The sequence below is a fragment of the Nocardia concava NBRC 100430 genome (assembly GCF_000308815.1).
GTDB lineage: Bacteria > Actinomycetota > Actinomycetes > Mycobacteriales > Mycobacteriaceae > Nocardia > Nocardia concava.
The window spans coordinates 31723-51114 of record NZ_BAFX01000202.1 but is presented as its reverse complement, the minus strand read 5'-3'; the positions used below and the strand labels follow the sequence as shown (position 1 = coordinate 51114).

Annotated in this window: 20 protein-coding genes and 1 tRNA gene; 13 read left to right on the top strand and 8 right to left on the bottom strand. The window is 65.4% G+C overall.

Annotated elements, in window-relative coordinates:
• Positions 1–4: 4 nt before the first annotated feature.
• The gene (locus tag ON43_RS39960) at positions 5–679 is read right to left on the bottom strand and encodes a TetR/AcrR family transcriptional regulator (protein ID WP_040816049.1); all 675 of its coding nucleotides are present in this window, start codon (positions 677–679) and stop codon (positions 5–7) included.
• A 119-nt stretch (positions 680–798) separates the two neighbouring features.
• Here ON43_RS39960 and ON43_RS39955 point away from each other — a divergent pair, with 119 nt between their 5' ends.
• Positions 799–2295 carry an MFS transporter gene (locus tag ON43_RS39955; RefSeq protein ID WP_040816047.1) on the top strand — a complete coding sequence of 499 codons (1497 nt, stop codon included), beginning with the start codon at positions 799–801 and terminating at the stop codon, positions 2293–2295.
• Positions 2296–2385: 90 nt separating this feature from the next.
• On the opposite strand, the gene ON43_RS39950 is transcribed toward ON43_RS39955, so the two are convergent.
• Entirely contained in the window at positions 2386–3579 is a 1194-nt protein-coding gene (locus tag ON43_RS39950; protein ID WP_245569051.1) for a lipase family protein, read from the bottom strand.
• Positions 3580–3708: 129 nt separating this feature from the next.
• Here ON43_RS39950 and crcB (ON43_RS39945) point away from each other — a divergent pair, with 129 nt between their 5' ends.
• From crcB (ON43_RS39945) to ON43_RS39925, 5 genes are all read left to right on the top strand, one after another.
• Positions 3709–4137: a fluoride efflux transporter CrcB gene (gene crcB, locus ON43_RS39945; protein WP_040816106.1), complete on the top strand. Its 429-nt coding sequence runs from the start codon at positions 3709–3711 to the stop codon at positions 4135–4137.
• Positions 4130–4474 carry a DUF190 domain-containing protein gene (locus ON43_RS39940; RefSeq protein WP_040816046.1) on the top strand — a complete coding sequence of 115 codons (345 nt, stop codon included), beginning with the start codon at positions 4130–4132 and terminating at the stop codon, positions 4472–4474. Before crcB (ON43_RS39945) ends, ON43_RS39940 begins: the two co-directional genes overlap by 8 nt.
• Positions 4471–4833, top strand: a complete 363-nt coding sequence (crcB, locus tag ON43_RS39935) for a fluoride efflux transporter CrcB (RefSeq protein WP_040816045.1) — start codon at positions 4471–4473, stop codon at positions 4831–4833. Before ON43_RS39940 ends, crcB (ON43_RS39935) begins: the two co-directional genes overlap by 4 nt.
• Positions 4834–4880: 47 nt before the next feature.
• Positions 4881–6521, top strand: a complete 1641-nt coding sequence (gene pgm / locus ON43_RS39930) for a phosphoglucomutase (alpha-D-glucose-1,6-bisphosphate-dependent) (protein WP_040816044.1) — start codon at positions 4881–4883, stop codon at positions 6519–6521.
• 90 nt (positions 6522–6611) lie between these two features.
• Positions 6612–7835 (top strand): MFS transporter, encoded by a 1224-nt coding sequence (locus ON43_RS39925; RefSeq protein ID WP_040816043.1) that lies wholly within the window; start codon positions 6612–6614, stop codon positions 7833–7835.
• A 46-nt stretch (positions 7836–7881) separates the two neighbouring features.
• On the opposite strand, the gene ON43_RS39920 is transcribed toward ON43_RS39925, so the two are convergent.
• Entirely contained in the window at positions 7882–9792 is a 1911-nt protein-coding gene (locus ON43_RS39920) for a vWA domain-containing protein (RefSeq protein WP_051180087.1), read from the bottom strand.
• Between the two features lie 134 nt (positions 9793–9926).
• Between ON43_RS39920 and ON43_RS39915 the strand changes: the two genes are divergently transcribed.
• Positions 9927–10664: a DsbA family protein gene (locus ON43_RS39915; RefSeq protein ID WP_040816104.1), complete on the top strand. Its 738-nt coding sequence runs from the start codon at positions 9927–9929 to the stop codon at positions 10662–10664.
• 197 nt (positions 10665–10861) lie between these two features.
• Complete coding sequence (locus ON43_RS39910; RefSeq protein ID WP_051180085.1) at positions 10862–11296, top strand: DUF4352 domain-containing protein; 435 nt, start codon at positions 10862–10864, stop codon at positions 11294–11296.
• A 16-nt stretch (positions 11297–11312) separates the two neighbouring features.
• Here ON43_RS39910 and ON43_RS39905 read toward each other — a convergent pair whose 3' ends face one another.
• Together ON43_RS39905 and ON43_RS39900 are read right to left on the bottom strand one after the other, a co-directional pair.
• A complete protein-coding gene (locus ON43_RS39905) occupies positions 11313–11633 on the bottom strand; it encodes a hypothetical protein (protein ID WP_051180104.1) in 321 nt (106 codons plus the stop codon).
• Positions 11634–11801: 168 nt separating this feature from the next.
• Complete coding sequence (locus tag ON43_RS39900; protein ID WP_083914287.1) at positions 11802–13391, bottom strand: DUF222 domain-containing protein; 1590 nt, start codon at positions 13389–13391, stop codon at positions 11802–11804.
• Between the two features lie 129 nt (positions 13392–13520).
• Here ON43_RS39900 and ON43_RS39895 point away from each other — a divergent pair.
• Positions 13521–13593: transfer RNA gene (locus ON43_RS39895), tRNA-Ala, on the top strand.
• 112 nt (positions 13594–13705) lie between these two features.
• Here ON43_RS39895 and ON43_RS39890 read toward each other — a convergent pair.
• Together ON43_RS39890 and ON43_RS46990 are read right to left on the bottom strand one after the other, a co-directional pair.
• Entirely contained in the window at positions 13706–13948 is a 243-nt protein-coding gene (locus ON43_RS39890; protein ID WP_157514420.1) for a hypothetical protein, read from the bottom strand.
• A 181-nt stretch (positions 13949–14129) separates the two neighbouring features.
• Positions 14130–14255: a hypothetical protein gene (locus tag ON43_RS46990; protein ID WP_281033413.1), complete on the bottom strand. Its 126-nt coding sequence runs from the start codon at positions 14253–14255 to the stop codon at positions 14130–14132.
• A gap of 285 nt (positions 14256–14540) precedes the next feature.
• Between ON43_RS46990 and ON43_RS39885 the strand changes: the two genes are divergently transcribed.
• Both ON43_RS39885 and ON43_RS39880 read left to right on the top strand, forming a co-directional pair.
• Positions 14541–15383 (top strand): IS5 family transposase, encoded by an 843-nt coding sequence (locus ON43_RS39885; protein ID WP_040816100.1) that lies wholly within the window; start codon positions 14541–14543, stop codon positions 15381–15383.
• A 101-nt stretch (positions 15384–15484) separates the two neighbouring features.
• Positions 15485–16120, top strand: a complete 636-nt coding sequence (locus ON43_RS39880) for an HAD family hydrolase (protein ID WP_040816039.1) — start codon at positions 15485–15487, stop codon at positions 16118–16120.
• A gap of 4 nt (positions 16121–16124) precedes the next feature.
• On the opposite strand, the gene ON43_RS39875 is transcribed toward ON43_RS39880, so the two are convergent.
• Entirely contained in the window at positions 16125–16817 is a 693-nt protein-coding gene (locus tag ON43_RS39875; RefSeq protein WP_051180080.1) for a ScbR family autoregulator-binding transcription factor, read from the bottom strand.
• Between the two features lie 431 nt (positions 16818–17248).
• Between ON43_RS39875 and ON43_RS39870 the strand changes: the two genes are divergently transcribed.
• Together ON43_RS39870 and ON43_RS44255 are read left to right on the top strand one after the other, a co-directional pair.
• Positions 17249–18256 carry an AfsA-related hotdog domain-containing protein gene (locus tag ON43_RS39870; protein WP_167333507.1) on the top strand — a complete coding sequence of 336 codons (1008 nt, stop codon included), beginning with the start codon at positions 17249–17251 and terminating at the stop codon, positions 18254–18256.
• Between the two features lie 2 nt (positions 18257–18258).
• On the top strand, positions 18259–19344 hold the full coding sequence (locus ON43_RS44255) for an acyl-CoA dehydrogenase family protein (RefSeq protein ID WP_083914282.1): 1086 nt from the start codon (positions 18259–18261) through the stop codon (positions 19342–19344).
• Positions 19345–19392: the final 48 nt, after the last annotated feature.

Below are 19392 nucleotides of genomic sequence, written 5' to 3'. Positions count from 1 at the left end.
CGCGCTACCGTTTGCGCGGCGGGCACGCCGCGGCCTTCGCCCGCTCCACCTCGTCCTCGGTCAAGGGCGGTTGCGTGAGCGGCATGCGCGGCACGCTGTCGCCGCGGACGCCATTGAGGATCACGGCCATATAGCGCTCCCAGACATCGGGATTCACCGGCCGGGCGAAGCCCGCGATGCCGTCGACCATGTTCACCATGGCGAAGAAATCGGCCGGCTCGATATCGGGCTGCAGCGCGCCCGCGTCCTTGGCGCGCTGGATGACCGCCTGCATGCCGGGCCGGATGCGGTCCTTCATGCACACGAATCGGTCCATGCTGTCGTGCAATTCGAGGATGACCTCGCCGAAGCCGCGATTGATCGCGATGTGACGGCAGGAGTACTCGAACAGCTCGACCAGGCCCTGCCACGGATCCGGATGGTGCAGCGCGGTGTCCACGGCCCCGGCCAGCTCGGTGACCATGTGGTCGAAGACCTCGGAGATGAGCTCCTGCTTGTTGGCGAAGCGACGGTAGACCGTGCCGACGCCGACACCGGCGCGCTCGGCCACATCGTCGAGCGTGACCTCCAGGCCGCGATCGGCGAACAGTTCGCGCGCCGCGGCGATGATGCGCTGTTGATTGCGGGCGGCGTCCGCGCGCAGACGCCGAGGTGGTGGCGCGGTGGTGACGTGATTCACAGGCTAATCCTAACAGGAATCGGGATTATCCGGAGACTGTATCTCCGTTTTGCATGCTAGCTTGGATCAGTAAACGGAGACGGCTTCTCCGTTAATCCTAGGGGACGAGGAAAACCACCATGACAACAGCTCTCGAGAAAGACGTGGCAGCGCCGGCCGACACCGGACGGCGTGGTTCGCACGCCATGCGCTGGTGGGTGCTCGCCGTGCTCGGCGTGGCCCAGCTGATGGTCGTGCTCGACGCCACCGTCGTGAACATCGCGCTGCCGCACGCGCAGGCCGATCTCGGCTTCTCCAACGGCGACCGCCAGTGGGTGATCACCGGCTACGCGCTGGCCTTCGGCAGCCTGCTGCTGCTGGGCGGGCGGCTTTCCGACCTGTTCGGGCGGCGCACCACCTTCATCACCGGACTCGTCGGCTTCGCGGTCGCCTCGGCCGTCGGCGGCGCGGCCGGGAACTTCGAGATCCTGGTCGGCTCGCGCGTGGCGCAGGGCGTGTTCGCGGCACTGCTCGCGCCCGCCGCGCTGTCGCTGCTGACCGTGACCTTCACCGAACCCGCCGAGCGCGCAAAGGCTTTCGGCATCTTCGGCGCGATCGCGGGCGCGGGCGGCGCGCTCGGCCTGCTGCTGGGCGGCGCGCTCACCGAGTGGGCCTCGTGGCGTTGGGTCATGTACGTGAACCTGGTCTTCGCGGCCGTCGCGCTGGTCGGCGCGATCCTGTTGCTGGCCAAGCACACCGCCACCGAGCGTCCCAAGCTGGATCTGCCCGGCACGCTGACCGTCACCGCCGCGCTGTTCGGCATCGTCTACGGCTTCTCGCACGCCGAATCCGACGGCTGGACCAACAATGTGACGCTGTTCTTCCTGATCGGCGGCGTGGTCCTGCTCGCTGTGTTCGCCTGGCTGGAACAGCGGGTCGCGCATCCGCTGCTGCCGCTGCGCGTGGTGCTGGACAAGACCCGCGGCGCGTCCTACGTCACCGTGTTCACCATCGGCATCGGCATGTTCGCCATGTTCCTGTTCCTCACCTACTACATGCAGCAGCAGCTGGGGTACTCGCCGATCGTCACCGGCGTGGCCTTCCTGCCGATGGTCGCGGGCATGGTCGCCTCCTCCACCACGGTGCCGGCGCTGCTGATCCCGCGGGTGGGTCCGAAGGTGACCGTGGTGAGCGGATTCCTGCTCGCCACACTGGGAATGGCGTTGCTGACCCGCATCGGCGTCGACACCGGCTACGCCAGCCACATCCTGCCCAGCCTGATCCTGATGGGCCTGGGTCTCGGTATGGCGATGTCCACCGCGTTCTCCGGCGCGACCTCGGGCATCGAACACGAGGACGCCGGCGTCGCCTCGGCCATGGTGAACACCAGCCAGCAGGTGGGCGGCTCGATCGGCACCGCGCTGCTGAGCACGCTGGCCGCGACCTCGTTCAACAACTATGTGTCCGACCACGTTCCGCCGTCGCCGTCGGTGCTGGCGCACGCCGCGGTGCAGAGCTACACCACCACGTTCTGGTGGGCCGCCGCGATCTTCGTGGTCGGCGCGGTGGTCACCGGGTTCATCATGCCGAACAAGGTACCGGTGCCGGCCGAGGGCGAACCCGTTCTGGCGCACTGAGATTCGAAATCGGACAATGAGGTCCGAAGTGAAAGAGGCCCCTGCTCGCGTATGCGAGCAGGGGCCTCTCCTTTTACCGGCTTACCGCGATCAGCGGCAGTTCGAGGGCGGGGCCAGGCCCGCGAAACGGTCGGACAGGTAGTTCATGGCGTTCATCGCGCCCGGGAAGATCGCGGTGCCGTGATCCGCGCCGGGAATGACGTCGAACTGGACCGGCGTGCCGGCGGCACAGTAACGGCCCGCGGTGTACTGCGCCAGGTTCAGCGGCACCTGGTCGTTGCCGCCGTGCCATTCGTAGAGCGGCTGGTGGATGAGCTCGGGGATGATCTCGAGCGCGTTCTCGTGGAAGGTGCTGATCAACTTCGGGTCGTTCTCGGCCCCGGCGTGGAAGACCTCGCTGATGTGGTGGTTGGCGCCGACCGAGATGATGTCGTCCACACAGGAATTGGCGATGCGATCGCGCATCCAGAAGCCGAAGGGGGTGAGCGATTCGTCCAGGCGCATCACACCGGGGTACTCGCGTTCCATGCCGACGGCGACGGCGAAGCCGAGTCCGAACAGGGCCTGGGGCGAATCACCCGCCTCGATGGCCATTTTGCCGGGATTGACCGGTACGCCGCCCTGGGCGACGCCGACGATCGGCAGTTCGGGTGCGTAGTCCGGGGCGATGGCGGCGGCGAAACCGGTGGCCATCGCGCCGCCGGAGTACCCGGCCAGGCCGACCGGGGAATCACCGAGTCCCGCCGGAGCGAAGCGCTTCACCGCGCGAATGCCGTCGAGGGTGATCTGCCCGCCCATGCGGGCCGCGCCGTAGGCACTGTCGGGCCCGAGGTGATCGGGGACCGCGATCGCCCAGCCCCTGGCCAGCAGCAGTGGGAACGCCGAGGCTTCCTTGAGGCTGCCGTCGAACAGGCTGTGCGACGGAGCGCATTGCATGCCCAGGGAATTCACGAACGGCTGATACGACAGCAGCGGTCGCGGACCGGGCCCGGGCGAGATGAGGGTGGTCACGGCCGCGATGGGCGCGCCCGCGGAATTGGTGGAGCGGAACAGGATCTGCCACACCGTCGCACCGGCCCACGGGTGCGAGGGGACCAACCGGGCATTGAGGACGTCGCCGTTCTGCGCGCCGCCGAGATTCCCTGCGGCGTAGTAGAACCCGTCCGCGTCCAGGAAGGGGTAGATCGCCCCGGCGTGCGCCGCGGGCGCGGCGGCCATGACCGCCACCAGTGCCGTGGCGATGCCGACGCCTCGGACCAGCAATTTTCTGATCGACTGCCGCACCGCCAACTTGGCTCCTCGAGGCCGATGGGACAACACCGGGCAAGCGGCACTATCCTCGCAGTTCCGGGCAGTTGTTCGGGCTCAGCAACACGCCGAATAGCAACTATTTAGCTAATAGGAGGAGGGGTGGTGGCAGCGCAGGCCCGCGTCGGTGCGGATGTACTCGGTGTCATCGCCCTGGGCGGCGCGATCGGCGCGGTGACCCGCTACGGGGTCAGCGTGTGGGTGCCGCACTCCGGCGCGATTCCGTGGCAGACCTTGGCGGTCAACGTGATCGGCTGCTTCCTCATCGGGGTCCTGATGGTCTGCATCACCGAGATCTGGGTGGCGCACCGGCTGCTGCGGCCCTTCCTCGGGGTCGGCATCCTCGGTGGATTCACCACCATGTCCACCTATGCCGTGGAAGTTCGTACACTGCTCGAATCGGGCCGAATCGGCTGCGGACTCGGCTACCTCGGGGGGACGGTGGTGACAGGGCTGATGTCGGTCGTGCTCGGCGTGGGCGCGACACGGTGGGTATCGGGTACGGCACGACGATTGGGGGCAGGCGATGAGTGAGACGGCTCGGCACTGGGTTCCGGCATCGCGGCTGACGGTGCTGCTGGGCGAGGACGATCTGTATCGGCATCGGCCCCGCTATCACGAGATCGTGCGGCGCGCCCGGGATGCCGGACTGGCCGGGGCGAGCGTGTGGCGCGGCGTCGAGGGCTACGGCGTCTCTTCGCAGATCCACACCACGCGGCTGCTGGATCTGGCCGAGCGGCTGCCGGTGCTGGTGATGATCATCGATGACACCGAACGGCTGCGCGCCTTCGTGGAAAGCAATGCGGACCTGCTGGATTCGGTGACCGTGGCGCTCTCGCCCGTCGAGGTTTTCGACGGGGTGCGGCGGTGACGGCGCTACTGGTGATCCTCGGCGCGGCCGTCGGGGCGCCGACCAGATATCTGGTGGATCGCGCGGTGGCCCATCGATTCGATAGTGTTCTCCCACTGGGCACACTGACGGTGAACGTGGGCGGTTCGGCCGTACTGGGCGCGTTGATCGGTGCGGGAGCAAACCATTGGCTCCTCAGCGTGCTGGGAACGGGGTTCTGCGGTGCGCTGACCACGTTCAGTACGTTCGGATACGAAACGGTTCGATTGGCCGAGGAGGGCGCTTACAGCTATGCGGTGGCGAACGTCGTGATCGGCGTCGGCGCGAGCCTGGCGGCGGCCTACCTCGGTGCCTTCCTCGGGCAGTGGGTGTGGCCGTGATTCTCATGACCAGCCGGGCACAGGCGATACGTAAGGGAGGTGCGAGCATGGCCCACGATCGAGCCGGACGACCGGCGCGGGCCACGGACCTCGAAGACATCGCGCACTTGGTGACCGCCTACTACAGCCGGATTCCGGATCCGGCCGATCCCGCGCAGCTGGTGTCCTTCGGTACCTCCGGGCATCGCGGGTCGAGTCTGGACTGCGCGTTCAACGAGGCGCACATCCTGGCCATCACCCAGGCGATCGTGGAATACCGTGCCTCCCGGGGGATTACCGGGCCGGTGTATCTGGCGCGGGACACGCACGCGCTGTCCGAGCCCGCCTGGACCACCGCGCTGGAGGTGCTGGCCGCCAACGACGTCACCGCGGTCATCGACTCGCGCGACCGGTACACGCCGACGCCGGCGCTGAGTCACGCTGTGCTGCGGCACAATCGGGGCGGGACGCGGCATCAGGCCGACGGGATCGTGGTCACGCCCTCGCACAATCCGCCGCGCGACGGCGGGTTCAAATACAATCCGCCGCACGGGGGTCCGGCCGACACCATCGCCACCGACGCCATCGCGGCGCGGGCTAACGAGCTGCTGATGACCGGTCTGGCCGATGTGCGGCGGACCTCGCTGGCGCACGCGCTGGCGACCAATGTGGAGCGCTACGACTATCTGGATCGCTATATCTCCGACCTACCCAATGTGCTGAACCTGGACGCCATTCGGGGCGCCGGGATTCGGCTGGGCGCGGACCCCATGGGCGGGGCTTCCGTGGATTACTGGGAGGAGATCGGGCAGCGCTACGACCTCGAGCTCGAGGTGGTGAATCCGTTCGTCGATCCGACGTGGCGGTTCATGACGCTGGACTCGGACGGGCGGATCCGGACCGATCCGTCCTCGCGTTATGCCATGGCCTCGCTGGTGGCGATTCGCGACGACTACGACATCTCCACCGGCAACGACGCGGACGCGGACCGGCACGGGATCGTGACTCCCGATGCGGGACTGATGAATCCGAACCACTACCTGGCGGTGGCGATCGAGTACCTGATCGCCAATCGGATGGGGTGGGACGCGCTGACCAAGATCGGCAAGACGGTGGTCACCTCCGCCATGATCGACCGGGTGGTCGGGGTGCTGGGGCGCGATGTGTACGAGGTGCCGGTCGGGTTCAAATGGTTCGTGCCCGGATTGTTCAGCGGCAGCCTGGCTTTCGGCGGCGAGGAGTCCGCGGGGGCCTCGTTCCTGCGGATGGACGGCACCGTGTGGACGACCGACAAGGACGGGATCCTGCTGGCGCTGCTGGCCGCGGAGATCACCGCGGTCACCGGGCAGAGCCCCTCGACCCGCTACGCCGAACTCGAAAAGCGCTACGGCTCACCCGCCTACGCCCGCATCGACGCCAATGCGACCGCGGAGCAGAAGGCACGGTTGGCCGCGCTGACACCGGACATGATCAATGCGACCGAGGTCGCCGGGGAGCCGATCACCGGGATCCAGACGCGCGCCCGGGGGAACGGCGCGGCGCTGGGCGGGGTCAAGGTGACCACCGAGAACGCGTGGTTCGCGGCGCGGCCGTCGGGGACCGAGGACAAGTACAAGATCTATGCGGAATCCTTCCAGGGGCCCGAGCATCTGACGCAGGTGCAGGCGGCGGCGGAGGAGATGGTCGGCCGGGCGCTGGGCGGTGAATAGTTCGGCCGGGATGGATCTCGGCCGGTGCGCGGTTCGTATCCGTGGACTCGGTTCGAATCGGTGGATGGGTGCGCAGAGTGAAGTGGTGTTGTGGGTAAGAGTGACGCGGTAGCTGCCGAGCGGCATCGACTCCCGGTGGAGATCTGGGTGCTGGTCGGATCGGCGTTCACCATCGCCATCGGATTCGGGCTGGTGGCTCCGGCGCTGCCGCAGTTCGCGCGGAGCTTCGATGTGGGGGTGGCGGCGGCCTCGTTCATCGTCAGCGCGTTCGCGTTGATGCGGTTGGTGTTCGCGCCGATGGCGGGGCGGCTGTTGCAGAAGCTGGGTGAGCGGCCGGTCTATCTGACCGGGCTGTTGATCGTGGCGATCTCGACCGGTGCGTGCGCGCTGGCCCAAAGCTATTGGCAGCTGCTCGTATTGCGGTCGCTGGGCGGAATCGGGTCGACCATGTTCACCGTGTCCTCGCTCGGCCTGGTGATCCGCATGTCCCCGTCCGCCGAACGCGGACGTGTCTCCGGCGTGTACTCCACCAGCTTCCTGATCGGATCCATCAGCGGCCCGCTGGTCGGCGGCGCCCTCTCCTTCCTCGGCCTGCGCGCACCATTCCTCATCTACTGCGTGGCCCTGCTGATCGCCAGCCTGATCGTCTATGTGGCCCTGAGGAATTCCCCCCTCGCCCTGCCCGAACAGGCCAACGGCACGCCCACCATGACCTTCCGCGAGGGCCTCGCCCGCCCCGCCTACCGCGCGGCCCTATGGGCCAACTTCGGCAATGGCGCGGCGGTTTTCGGGGTGCGTATGGCCTTGGTTCCCCTGATCGTGGTGGAGGTGCTGAAGCAGGACGCTGCGCTGGCGGGCGTGGCGTTGACGGCCTTCGCCCTGGGCAACGCCTCGGTGCTGTTCCTCTCCGGTCGCTGGTCCGACACCCTGGGCCGCAAGCCCTTCCTGATCTCCGGCACCCTGATCTGCGCCCTCGGCACCGCAGGAATCGGCCTCTCCCCAAGCCTCCCATGGCTACTCGTAGCCTCCTGCATCGCGGGCATCGGCTCCGGCATGTTCGCCCCCGCCCTCCAAGCCGCCGTAGCCGACATCGTCGGCCCCGGCCGCCGCGGCGGTCCGGTCCTCGCGGGCTATCAGATGTCGGCCGACCTGGGAACCTTCCTCGGGCCCTACGTGATCGGCATGCTGGCCGACCGTCTCTCCTACGGCTTCGCGCTGGGCGTCACCGCGATCCTCCTGGCCTCGGCCTCCGCGGTTTGGTTCTTCGCCCCGGAAACCCTGCGCCGCAAGGAACCTGCTCCGGCTGTCGCCTAGGGAACCGGCCCGCTGACACCGTGCGGATTTCAGCGGGCCGGTTCTGTCAGCGACCTCGGCGCTTGCGGGCGACCAGCAGGCCGACCAGGGCACCGGCCAGGACGACTGCCCCGACGCCGAGCACCGCGAAGATGATCAGCTTTGTCGAATTCGAGGTGGACTGCGTCGAATTCGCTGCCGCGACGGCACTGGTCGGGTTGGTCGCCGGGGTCTTGCCGGCCACGGTCGCCACACTCTTCTCGCCGAAGATATCCGCGGCGGCCGCGTATTTCGGACCGCTCTCCTTGGTGTCGGTGACGGTCAGATCCAATCGCATGGGCACCGGCGTGTTCGCGCCCTTCGTGGTGAAGGTCGAGCCGAGCTTGACCGCGATGTAGTACCAGCCCGCGACGGATTGCTTACGCGTATCAGACTGGTCGGCCTTGCGGTTGCCGTACCGGATCGGCACGGTGGCCATCGCCTTGCTGGTCGGCAGCACCGCCTCCTGGCCGGTGTAGGCGGAGAAGTCCGAGTCGATCTCCTCGCGGATGGGGCTGTAGAGGGTGGTGCGGATATTGGAGATGTTGTCGACGCCGCGCTCGCCGTTCTCTGCGAAGTGGACTCGATAGGCCAGGGCCTGCCCCCAGTCCAGTTTGACCCGGTAGAACAGGAACTCGCCCTGGCGCAGGGTATCGGTGTAGCTGCCGCTCCGCGTGAGCTCGGCGGCGACATTGAACGAACCGCCACCCGACACCGGGGTGCCCGGACCGCTCGGCTCGACGAGGGTCGCCGGTGGAGCGACCGCGACCGGGCCCGGATCGGTGACCGCCGGTTCGAGGCCGATGAGCAGCTCGATCGGAAGTCGTTCCGGCACACCGGCGGAGACCTTGTTCCAGGTCAGTTCGAAGTAGTAGCGGCCGCCGCCCTTGCACTTGTCGGCACCGCCCTTGTTCTCCTTGGTCGCGCCGTCGAAGGATTTCGCCACCGTGAGCGCGACACCGTCGCTGGAGCGGGTGCTCTGCTCGAACTCGAAGACGTTGCAGTCCTTGCCGTCCGCGCCGTAGACGCGCAGGTTGAGCACATTGTTGTCCTCGGTGGACGAGATGTCGGGCAGTCGCGGGAAGGACACCGTGCCGCTGAAGTACGCGGTGGCGCCCGCCGGGATGTCGACGCCCCAGTAGCGCTTCTCCTTCTGGCCCAGGGTGTCCAGGTACTGGCCCGGGGTGGCCACCGGGGCGGTGTCGTACCTGCCGGTACCGGTGATCGGGGTGCCCGCGGCCTTGTAGTTGCGCAGGGCGGCGCTGCTGACGCGCGGCATGATGCGTTGCAGCGCGGGGCCGTCGGCGGCGTCGGTATAGGTGCCGCCGGTGGCCTGGGCCATGCAGGTCAGCTGGGCGCGGGCCTTGGCGTCCACCGCGAATCCGATGGTGTGCAGCACCAGATCGACGCCCTGCTGCTTCAGTTCGGCCGCCACCGCGCAGGGATCGGGTGGGGCGCAGGTGTCGTCGCCGTCGGAGACCAGCACGATCGAGCGCGGTCCCGACTTGGGCAGTGCGTCGGCGGCCTGGCGCAGCGCGGTGCCCATCGGGGTCCAGCCGCCCGCCTTGACGCCGTCGACGGCACCGGTCAGCGCAGCTTTGTCGAGAGTTTGTGGGGTGTGCAGGATTTGCACGTCGCGGCAGCCGGTGGCCTTCTCCGCCTCGCTATTACCGGTGCCGGTGCCGTAAACAGCCAGTCCCACCTGGGATTCCGCCGGGGCGGACTCGACGAAGGTGTGCACGGCGTTCTTGGCGGCGTCCATCATGGTGCCCGCCGGGTCGGGGCGCGTCATGGAGCCGGAGGCGTCCAGGATGAGCATGGTCGGCGCGTACTGCGGGCCGTCCTGCGCCTGCGCGGGGGCGGCCGCCAGCGACAGCGCGATGAAGGCGGTGGCGACCGCCGCGGCCGATCGGATGAGTCTTTCGGGAATTCGGATCATCGTCCTCATCGTCTATTTCGTTTTGATAACGACGCGGAGGCTACCAATGAATCGGACAAACTTCGCGTGGATAAAGACCGGTCGGTAGTGGGGCGGGTGTTGCCCGGACGGGTTCGTCGGGCAGAGTGGTGCGGGTGAGCAATCCGACTTCGAAGCACACGCCGCAGCCGGTTTCGAGCAAGACCACCTACGCGCTGGCCGGGCTGGCCGTGGTGGTGGTCGTTGCGATCGTGGCGGCGCTCTACCTCTGGAATCGCGGCGGCGGGGACGAGGTGCGCAACGACGGCTATGGGCCGGTGCGCGATCCGGGAGTGAGTGTGGCGCTGGACTCCGACGGTGCGATCGTGCTGGGGAAGCCCAACGCGAAAACCATTGATATCTATGAGGATCCGCTGTGCCCGGCCTGTGGGCAGCTGGAGAAGATCTACGGCCAGGAGATCGCCCAGCAGATCGACCTGGGCAAGATCGCCGTGCGCTACCGCCTCGTGAACTTCCTGGACCCGCGCTCCAAGAGCAAGGACTACTCGACCCGCGGCGTGGCCGCCAACGAGTGCGTGGCGCAGGCGGGCGACGGCCCGGTCTACTCCAAGTTCCATGCGCTGCTGTTCACAACCGAACAGCCCAGCGAGGGCGGTACGGATCACGACAACAAGGAACTCGCCGCCATCGCCAAGCAGGCGGGCGCGAGCGACGACGTGGCCAAATGCATTACCTCCGGCGATCGCGCCGACACCGGCCGCGCCCATGCCGAAGCGGCTCTGAAGGCCCTCGACAGCGCTCTCAACGGCCGCGCCGCCACACCGTCGGTCTTCATCGATGGCAAGAAGATCGACGTGAACAACAAGAATTGGGTCCTCGACGCCGCGAAATAGCTATGCATCGAATATGAAACCGGGGGCCGGTAGGTGTGAGTACCTATCGGCCCCCTATGCGTGCCAATATTCCCTCGTGGCCAGTTATTGGGCGAAATCCCCTTATTTGAATTTCGATCGAGTCCTATCGTTAGCCATCTGATTGCCCCTGTGGGGTCGTCGGAAAGAATGGAAACGATGAACTCCAGGGGGAATTCATGATTCGCAAGGCAGTTGCGGCGCTCGCGGTCACCCTGGCCGCGATCGCCGGTATGGGCGTGCTCACCGCATGTGACCCGTCCAAACCCGCGCCGGTGTCGACCGCGAACGCGGTCGTGCAGCTGTCGGCGACGCCGACGGCGTTCACTCCCAGCGTCCTGGACGACGGCAGCGAACATACGAGTGTCCTGGTGACGGTGACGAACAACAGCAAGGACAAGGTGGTCAACGTCAACCCGCTGTTCTTCACGATCACCGACACTCAGGGCAACAAACACGAGGTCGATCTGGGAATGGAGCAGAACCAGATCGCCATGGTCGACCTGCAGCCCGGTGAGAAGGTGACGGGTGCCATCGCGGCCAAAGGCTCCTTCACCCCGAAGACGGTGGTCTTCGACAACTTCAGCAACCAGGTCCGCGCCGACGTCGTGTGATTGGGCAGCCCGCGGATCAGGAATCCAGGAGGGGACGGCGCAGGCGACCGGTGTAGTCGCCTGCGCGGCCCAATGCGTCATCGGCGGCATCCAGTTCGAGCAGGGCCTCGTCGAAAACCTCTGCGGCTCCGGCTATGCAGTAGGCGGGGGTCAGTAGGGCGCCGGTTCCCGGGGTGTCCAGGAGGAGGCCGGAATTGGGGAGGTCGCGGTAGGCGGTGGTGAGGGCGGCCAGCTCGGTGCGCAGGTGTTGCAGGCGTTCCCGGAGGAGTTGGCGGCGCTGGTCGAGCAGCGCGGGGTCGTTCAGGTCTTCGAATTCGCTCGGCGCGTGATCGGTCATGCATTCCAGAATGCAGTGGCGTAGGGGAATTCGGGATTCTTGCTGCGTCAGTGCATTCTCGGCGGATTTGGGTGGGGTGCGGCCCATCGGGGGAACGGTGAATTTGAGCCGCACCCCGGGGAGGGGCCGGGCTGGGTGCCCGGTCCGTGGTTCGGGGGTGGTGCGGGGTTAGTGGGTTGCGGCTCGGTCGGGGATGTCGTTGTCGGGGGTGGTGCGGGAGAGTTGGGGGTGGATGAGGATGTGGTTTTCGAGGGGGTAGGCCAGGTCGGTGGTGAAAGGCCTTCCGGGCATGGGGATTTCGGAGAGGTCGGGGACGGCGCGGAGGGGAGTGGGGTAGGGGTGGGCGGGGGCGTCTATGTCGGTGTGGGGGAAGAGGTAGCGGGCGCCCTCGCGGATGGTTTCGTGGGGTTCGCCGCTGGGGTCGATCCAGCGCATGCGGTCGGTGTCGGCCAGGTAGACGCGCCAGGGTTGTTTTCCCTTGTCGGCCAGGGACTTCAGGCGGTGGTGGTGGGTGCACAGGACCGCGCGGTAGGCGGTGTTCGGGTGTGCCACGGGCTGGCCGGGGAGCGGGTCGAACTGGACCAGGGAGGTTTCCGCGGCGGGCATGGTGCAGCCGGGGAACCGGCAGAGGCCGTCGAGGGCTCGGACCTCGCGGGCGGGTGCGCCGGAAAAGGGGCGCACCGCAGCGATTTTCGGCGGGTTGGCGTCCTCGCGACGATGTGATTCGACCTGGATCAGGCGTCGTTCCCAGGGGGCCTGGGGTGCGCGGGCCCGCGTGGCGGGGTCGGGAGTGGTCTCGGGTTCCGGCGCGGGTTCGGGCGGGGGCGCGGCCTGCGGGGTGGTTGTGGTTTCCGGGAAATACTCCGGAATCACCTGGAAGCGGGCGTGTTCGGCGAGAGTTCGGGCGAGCGCGGCGTCGACGGGACCGTATCCCGCGAGAAAAGCGGGATCGTCGCGCAGGCCGAGGAGGGTTTCGGCGGAGACCCCGACCTGGATGAGCGGGCGGCGCGAGGTGGCGGGCGTATCGGCCTTCGGGCAGTCGAGTCCCTTGCCGCAGCCGCAGAACAGCCGGCCGGAGCCGTCGGCGAGAGCGATGAGGGCGTCGGCGCGGCGCTGGGACATGGTGCGCGGATCGTCGTCGCAGACCTGCAGGCTCATTTCGCGCAGCCGCATGGCCAGCGCCTGCGCGCCCGCAGCCGGCAGCAGCCCGTCGAACACCGCCATGCCGTCCTGGACCGCGCGAATCCGAATATCGCGGTCCTGCTCGCGTTCCTGGCGCCGACGGGTCTCGCCCTCGGGGTCGAGCCTGGTCACCCAACGCTGCGCGGTCTGACGTAATCGCGCCGGATCGGAGCGCAGTGCCGCGTCGATCAGCTTGGGCTCCAACAGTTCTCGCACCTCGCGCGGCAGCCCGCGCAGGCTGTCCACGATCACCTGCACCCGCGACAGATCGATACGCCCGGCAGCGAAGGCCAGTTTGGTCTGCGGCAGCGAGTCCAGCGCCAGCCCGATATCGATGAGCGCCGCCGCCACCTGCTCGGACACGTGCACCGCCACCGCGATCTCCGCCGCGGCGAACTCCCCGGCCCGCACCCCGCCCGTGCCCGGCGCGGCATTCGCGGCCCGGTGTCGCCGATACACCTCCCGCACCGCTGTGATCTCCGCCGCCTGTGCGAACGCCGCCGCTCCATGTGCCCGCCGCGCCGCGTCGATCAGCTCCTCGTCGCCCATCGCCTCCACCTCTCGGCTATCGAACATGCGTTCGAGACTACCTCGAGAAGATCGCCGTCACCACCCTCTATCCAGGCGATTTGGTTTGTCGGACACCCGTCGTGTAACTTCGTTCAGGCAAGCGGGGCAACGCCCGGCGAGCAGAGAACTGAACACGGGGCTATGGCGCAGCTGGTAGCGCACCACACTGGCAGTGTGGGGGTCAGGGGTTCGAGTCCCCTTAGCTCCACCCAAGGCGAACCCCCAGGTCGGAGACCTGGGGGTTCGCTTCTTGTTGTGAGCACTCAGCCGGGAGGGGGTTCTGAGCGGGGGACATCTTGGTGGTGAGGGTTCGAGTCGCCTCAGGTGTTGTTACTGCTGGGGTTGGTGTGGTTTCGGTCCCTGCTTCTCTCGGTCGTGCATGCGAGTTCGGTCTTCTCCGCGCTGGTCATGCCCGCTTCTGGGACACAGTCGATGCGGTCCTCGTTGCGCCAGGTGTAGATCGCCTGTTCGCCGAGGTCCAAATCCCGTGTGATATCAGCGATCTTGCGACCGGTCGCGACCAGAATCAAACATCCCGACTCCGAAAGCTCGGGATAGACCACCGTGCGAATGCCTGATGGAGTTGTGAGCTATATGTCAGGCATCCGCGCGGCTCGGGTCGCCGCAGATTGCCTCATGATGGTGCTCGGCGGCGAGCTTGGTTGCGGAGTGCCAACGCGGAGATCCTGCGAGACCTGAATTGGCCGAGCACTACTTCGTTGTTGGGGTAGTTCCAGTTGGTGGTCAGTGGGTTAGCTCGACGACCGCGCTCCATATGCGTTCGGCGACCGGCTTGCGGGGATCGGGCTGCGGGAGGTAACTGAAGGGCAGCCGGTGCAGGCGGGCGGCCTCGGCGAACTGGTCATGCACCTTGAGCGCTTGCCACCCGTGCTCAGCCAGTTACGCCAGGCCAGCGGATCGTCCGGCCCATAATGCCAGGGCGCGTTGGCTATCAGCTCGCTAGCATGCTCGTTCATGCCGTTCATCGCGCTGTTGTTCACGACATCCGTGGCCCATCATGCGATTTCGGGGCGCCGCAGGCTTTCAGCCAGTCCTGCGACATCGGGCTCGCGCAGATAGTAGAGGGTGTCTGAAAAGCTCTGGGTGCGGCATGCTGAATGTTGTTGCCTGACTGCGAGCGTGGGGGTCGCGGTGATGGTCGAGCGCCGCCCGTACCCGACGGATCTCTCCGATGCCGAGTGGGAGTGGGTCGCGCCGCTGGTGCCCGCGCCCAAACCCGGTGGCAGACCGGTGCTACATCCGCGCCGGGAAATCGTGAACGCGCTGGCCTGTTGGGTGCGGGCCGGTTGCGCCTGGCGGCTGCTGCCGCACGATCTGCCACCGTGGCAGACGGTTTACCACTACTGGCGTTCCTGGACGAAAGAAGGCCGGTGGGAACAGATTCTGGCCCGGCTGCGTGAACGCGACCGCAGCACGGGAGGGCGCGCACCCACTCCGAGCGCCGGCATCATCGACAGCCAGAGCGTGCGAGCCACCGACCGCGGCGGCCTGCACGGATACGACGGCGCGAAGATGATCGCTGGCATCAAGCGGCACCTGTTGGTCGACACCCTCGGCACCGTACTGCTGGTTTGCGTGTCATCAGCCAGTGTTGCCGACCGCGAGGCCGCGATGGTCGTGTTGCCGCGGGCCTACGACCGGTTTCCACGCCTGCAGCATGTGTGGGCCGATCAAGGATATCGGGGCCAAGAGCTTCGGGACTGGGCTCACGCTGCGGTGGGCATCACTGTCGAGATCGTGTCACGCCGCGATGGTGCGTTCTATCGCAGCTGGGCACCGAAAGGCGCTGCGCAACGGGAGGTTCCACAATTCTCGATAGTGGCCCGGCGCTGGGTCGCAGAGCGAACCTTCGCCTGTCTGGGCAAGTACCGGCGCTTGTCCAAGGACTACGAATATCTCGCCGACTCCTCCGAAAACACCATCTACCTGGCGATGAGCATGATCCTGCTCGACCGCGTCACCGGCCGCTCACCCTAACCCTTCAGACACCCTCTAGGATGCCGGGCATGGGATGGGCGTCATGGAATCCTAACGTTGCGAGTTCTGTTCGGGTTGTACTGGTTTCTGACTATGCGGGTGTGTTGACCGAGCCGGTGTCCACGACCGTTGATCGGGTAGCGGAACGCTTGGGAGTTGCCGGTTCAGATTTGATGGCTGCGGTCGGGGAGGTGGCGCAGGCCTGGGGAGTAACAGGTGACCTTGGACCGCTCGAACTCGGGTTGGTCAGCGAGGCGGAGTGGGCCGCAGACGTGGCGAAGCACCTACAGAGTCGTGGATATCCTTGCTTGGATCTGGATCATTTTGGTGAACGGTACTGGTTTCCAGGGCGGGAACGAGCCGAGGAATGGATCGATGTACTGTCGCGATGGGCCGTTGACACCGACGTTGAGGTTGTGCTGCTTACCAACGTCGCGAGTGAATGGGAAGATCTTATGCTGGCCATGCTGCCCGAGTCGGGCGAGATCTTCACCGAAATTATAGTGTCGTCGCGGATCGGCGCTAGCAAGCCCAATCGGAGTGCATATCGGGCGGTTGTCGAGAGATTTCCGGATGCTTGCGGATTCATTTTCGTGGACGATTCCCCAGTCAATGTCCAAGCTGCGTGCGAGATGGGCTGGGAAGCGCTGCTTTTCACCAGTGCTGCAGACGTTGCGCCACTCGTGGAAGACGCGGTCGACAGAATGCGGACCGCGGTGCGCGGGCCAGCGGACTGATGACCTACCGCTGAGGCTTATCGGATCTTAGTTCTGGGGGGGTGAGCGAGTAATGGATTAGGTCACGTGCTTCGTTCCAGCGTTCCACGAGATCGACGCTGTTGTGCAGGCGGGTCGAAATGTGCTGCGCACCGAAGAATGAGCTGACGATGACGGCAGCCGCGCTCGCAGGTTCGATCCCCTGACGGAGTTGGCCATGAGATTGGGCGCGTTCGAGCAGGACCGTAAGGGCTTGAATCCAGCCGACGTAGGGGACGGGTAGGGCAGTGTCGATGAGCGAGTACTCGACTTGAAGTCGGGCGCCAGCCCGGACGATCGGATCGTCACGAAAAGCTTGGGCAGCGAGGTTGGTGGCCTCGAAGACTGCCTCCAGCGGAGAGCTGGACTGATGTTGGGCCTGCTTGAGCACCGCGGGCCAGGTCGCGTAATGAGCGTCCACGATCGCGAGCGCCAAGGTCTCTTTCGTGGGGAAGTGGAAGTAAACCGCCCCTTTGGTCATTTCGACCTTGTCCGCCACATCCTGGATTGATGTGTGGGCATACCCGCGGTCCGCGAAGAGTTCCGCGGCGGCACACAGGACGCGCTTCCTGGTGCGAATGGCACGATCTTGCCTGGGCTCAGTCGTGCGTGGCGCTCGACGGCGGGTTGACGGACTCACTAGTCTCCGATTTGTGCGCAGGTACCCGGGGTGGCGCATGGCCGGATACAAGGGACCGGCCGAACTTGGACCTCGGCGAGACAATACCAAGCGTGCTTGCGTATATGCACACTGATAGCCGGACCCGATATATCCCAGGACGTTGGACCTGTCATCTGGTTGATTCCCTGATGAAGAGCTCGCGGAAGTGGCTGTGTTCGTGTGATCGAACGAGTGACGAGACCCACTGAATCGCTATGGCGCGCATCACGTTTAGGTCGCTGCTGGTCACTTGTCTACCTCGCGGACGGCGGTGTAGTGTGCCCGCACGGAAACGTTCGCTGTGGAAGGTTATTGGAGTTCGCGGCGGTCCGGACGCAGCTTGATCCCATCTAGATCAAATCGGTCGGGCAATCAAGATTAGATGTTGGGGGAGTTCGATGCACACTGGCGACAGATCATGGTCGCGTGCGCCATTTTTCGTTCCTGACGTGGGACTGGACCTTGGCCCCGAGGCTGGCGCAGCGGGGCATGTGTCACGCCGACTAGTGCACAAATCGGCGGCCGAGGAGGTGCTTTTAACCACGGCGTTCAACCGCAGGGGAGGAACCTTTGTCCTGGGTCTTCGCCGACCGTTCGGTCACCGGTTTTATGGGGCAGCCCCGATGAAATGGGCGGATCCACTGTATTGCATCGAGGTTGTCCGCCAAGCGGGAATCTATCTCTCGCATCAGTACTATGGTGTTCCGGTCGGCCGTCGCTTCATTTTGACGCAGGTTGAATTCGAAATCGACTGGTCGTCACCTACGGGGATGGCCGATGCATTCGAGCCGACGGCCGTTGAGGTTCGCTGTTTGCCAGGCAAGAGCAGGTCGGGTGGGTTCGACATGAGTTTTGAAGCACTGATCGGCAGCGATGGGGGTTCTGGGTATAGCAAGATCGTCATCAGATGCCAGATTGTTGATGAGGAACGGTATCGCCTGCTGAGGTTCCGCAAGGCGAATCCCAGAGTTGGGGCGGCTCTGTTAGGGAAAAATCCCACTACAGTTGCGGCGTGTACATCGGAGGACGTTATGCGGATGTTCGAAGAAGACGTGCTTCTCGCGTTGCCACTCTGCTCTTCAGGCATGGAATGGCAATTGCGCCTCGATGTCAGCCACCCTGTGTACTTCGACCATGAATGTGACCATATTCCAGGCATGGTGATTGTGGAGGCATCCAGACAGGCGGCCTCGTTGACCTACCAGCGTGCTCTGGAGTCTCCTGGTGCTGAATTCATCCCTGAGCGATTGCATGCGTCAATGGCTTTCCATAATTTCGGTGAAGTCGACATACCTACAACGGTAAGTATTCTTAATCGCTCGGCGGATGGATCGCGGGGCGAGACGATGGACGTGGCTGTAATGCAAGCTGAACGGATACTGGCGACCATTGCGTGGCGTTTCAATGGTCGTCAGAGCACTAGTATTTCGAACTCGGCTGACCTGGTGGAATTGTGATAATGGGCTCTGATCCCAACGCTACCCTTCGCGATTACGCCGTTGCTGACATGCTGGAAATGGAACAGAATCTCCGGCTTTCGGACCGTTGCTTCGGCGCTATTCGTCGTGCTGGTTACGCGACCTACTTCGTGCCGATCCGGTGGAACGGGAGCGCTGGATCGTTCGCCGCATATGTGGATCGGACGATGCAGCTCGCTGAGACCTGTGCATCAACCGCTTGGTGTGCTTCCCTTTTTGCTGCGCACGGTCGGTTGGCCGGCTACTTCCCCGAAGACGGACAACGTGATCTATGGGGAGGAGACGCACACCCACTGATCGCCGCGGCAGTAGTTCCGCCGAGCGGGAAGGCTGAGCGCGTATCGGGCGGTTGGACACTGGACGGAAGCTGGCGATACGTGAGCGGGATCCATGGCGCAGACTGGGTGCTGGTGTCCAGCCAGCCCTCAGATGGCGAACCGTGGATCTTTGCCGTGCCGAGATCCCAGTTCAAGATTGTTGAAGGTTGGCATCCGCTCGGGTTGCGGGCAACCGGTAGCCATGGCGTAGCGGTGATTGGCGGCTTTGTCCCAGATCATCGCGCGATGCCCCTTAGTAGTCTGCTCAATAGCCGATCGGATTCGTCGAGATGCCACCAAGTGCCCTATCGCATGGTCACAGGACTACAGTTCGCGGCACCGCTCCTCGGCGCTGCACGCGCCGTATTGCGGTCATGGACGGCACAGGCAGTTAATCGCGGAATTGTGACTAACGAGGCGGGGGCAATATTGAGTAATGCGTCCGTCGAGATTCGCAGCGCCGAACTCCTGATCATGGATGCAGCACGCAGGGCCGACTGTGGTGACGTCACTCCGATCTCAGTAGCCGAGAGCCAGCGCGATGCCGCTCATGCGGCGCACTTGTGCGCTCGGGCGGTCGATTCGCTATTTCGGTACAACGGCATATCCGGGCAGCATGACGATCAGTTGCAACGGCGCTGGCGAGACGTACTGACCGCGAGTGGTCATCGAGCGCTGCGGATAGAGAACGCCACACAGGCGTATCTGGGGGCGCATGCCGATCTCGCACGCCGCGTCAACGCTTCTTAACAACTTCGGATCGCATGTGGGTCCTCTGTCCGAACTAAACATACCTTC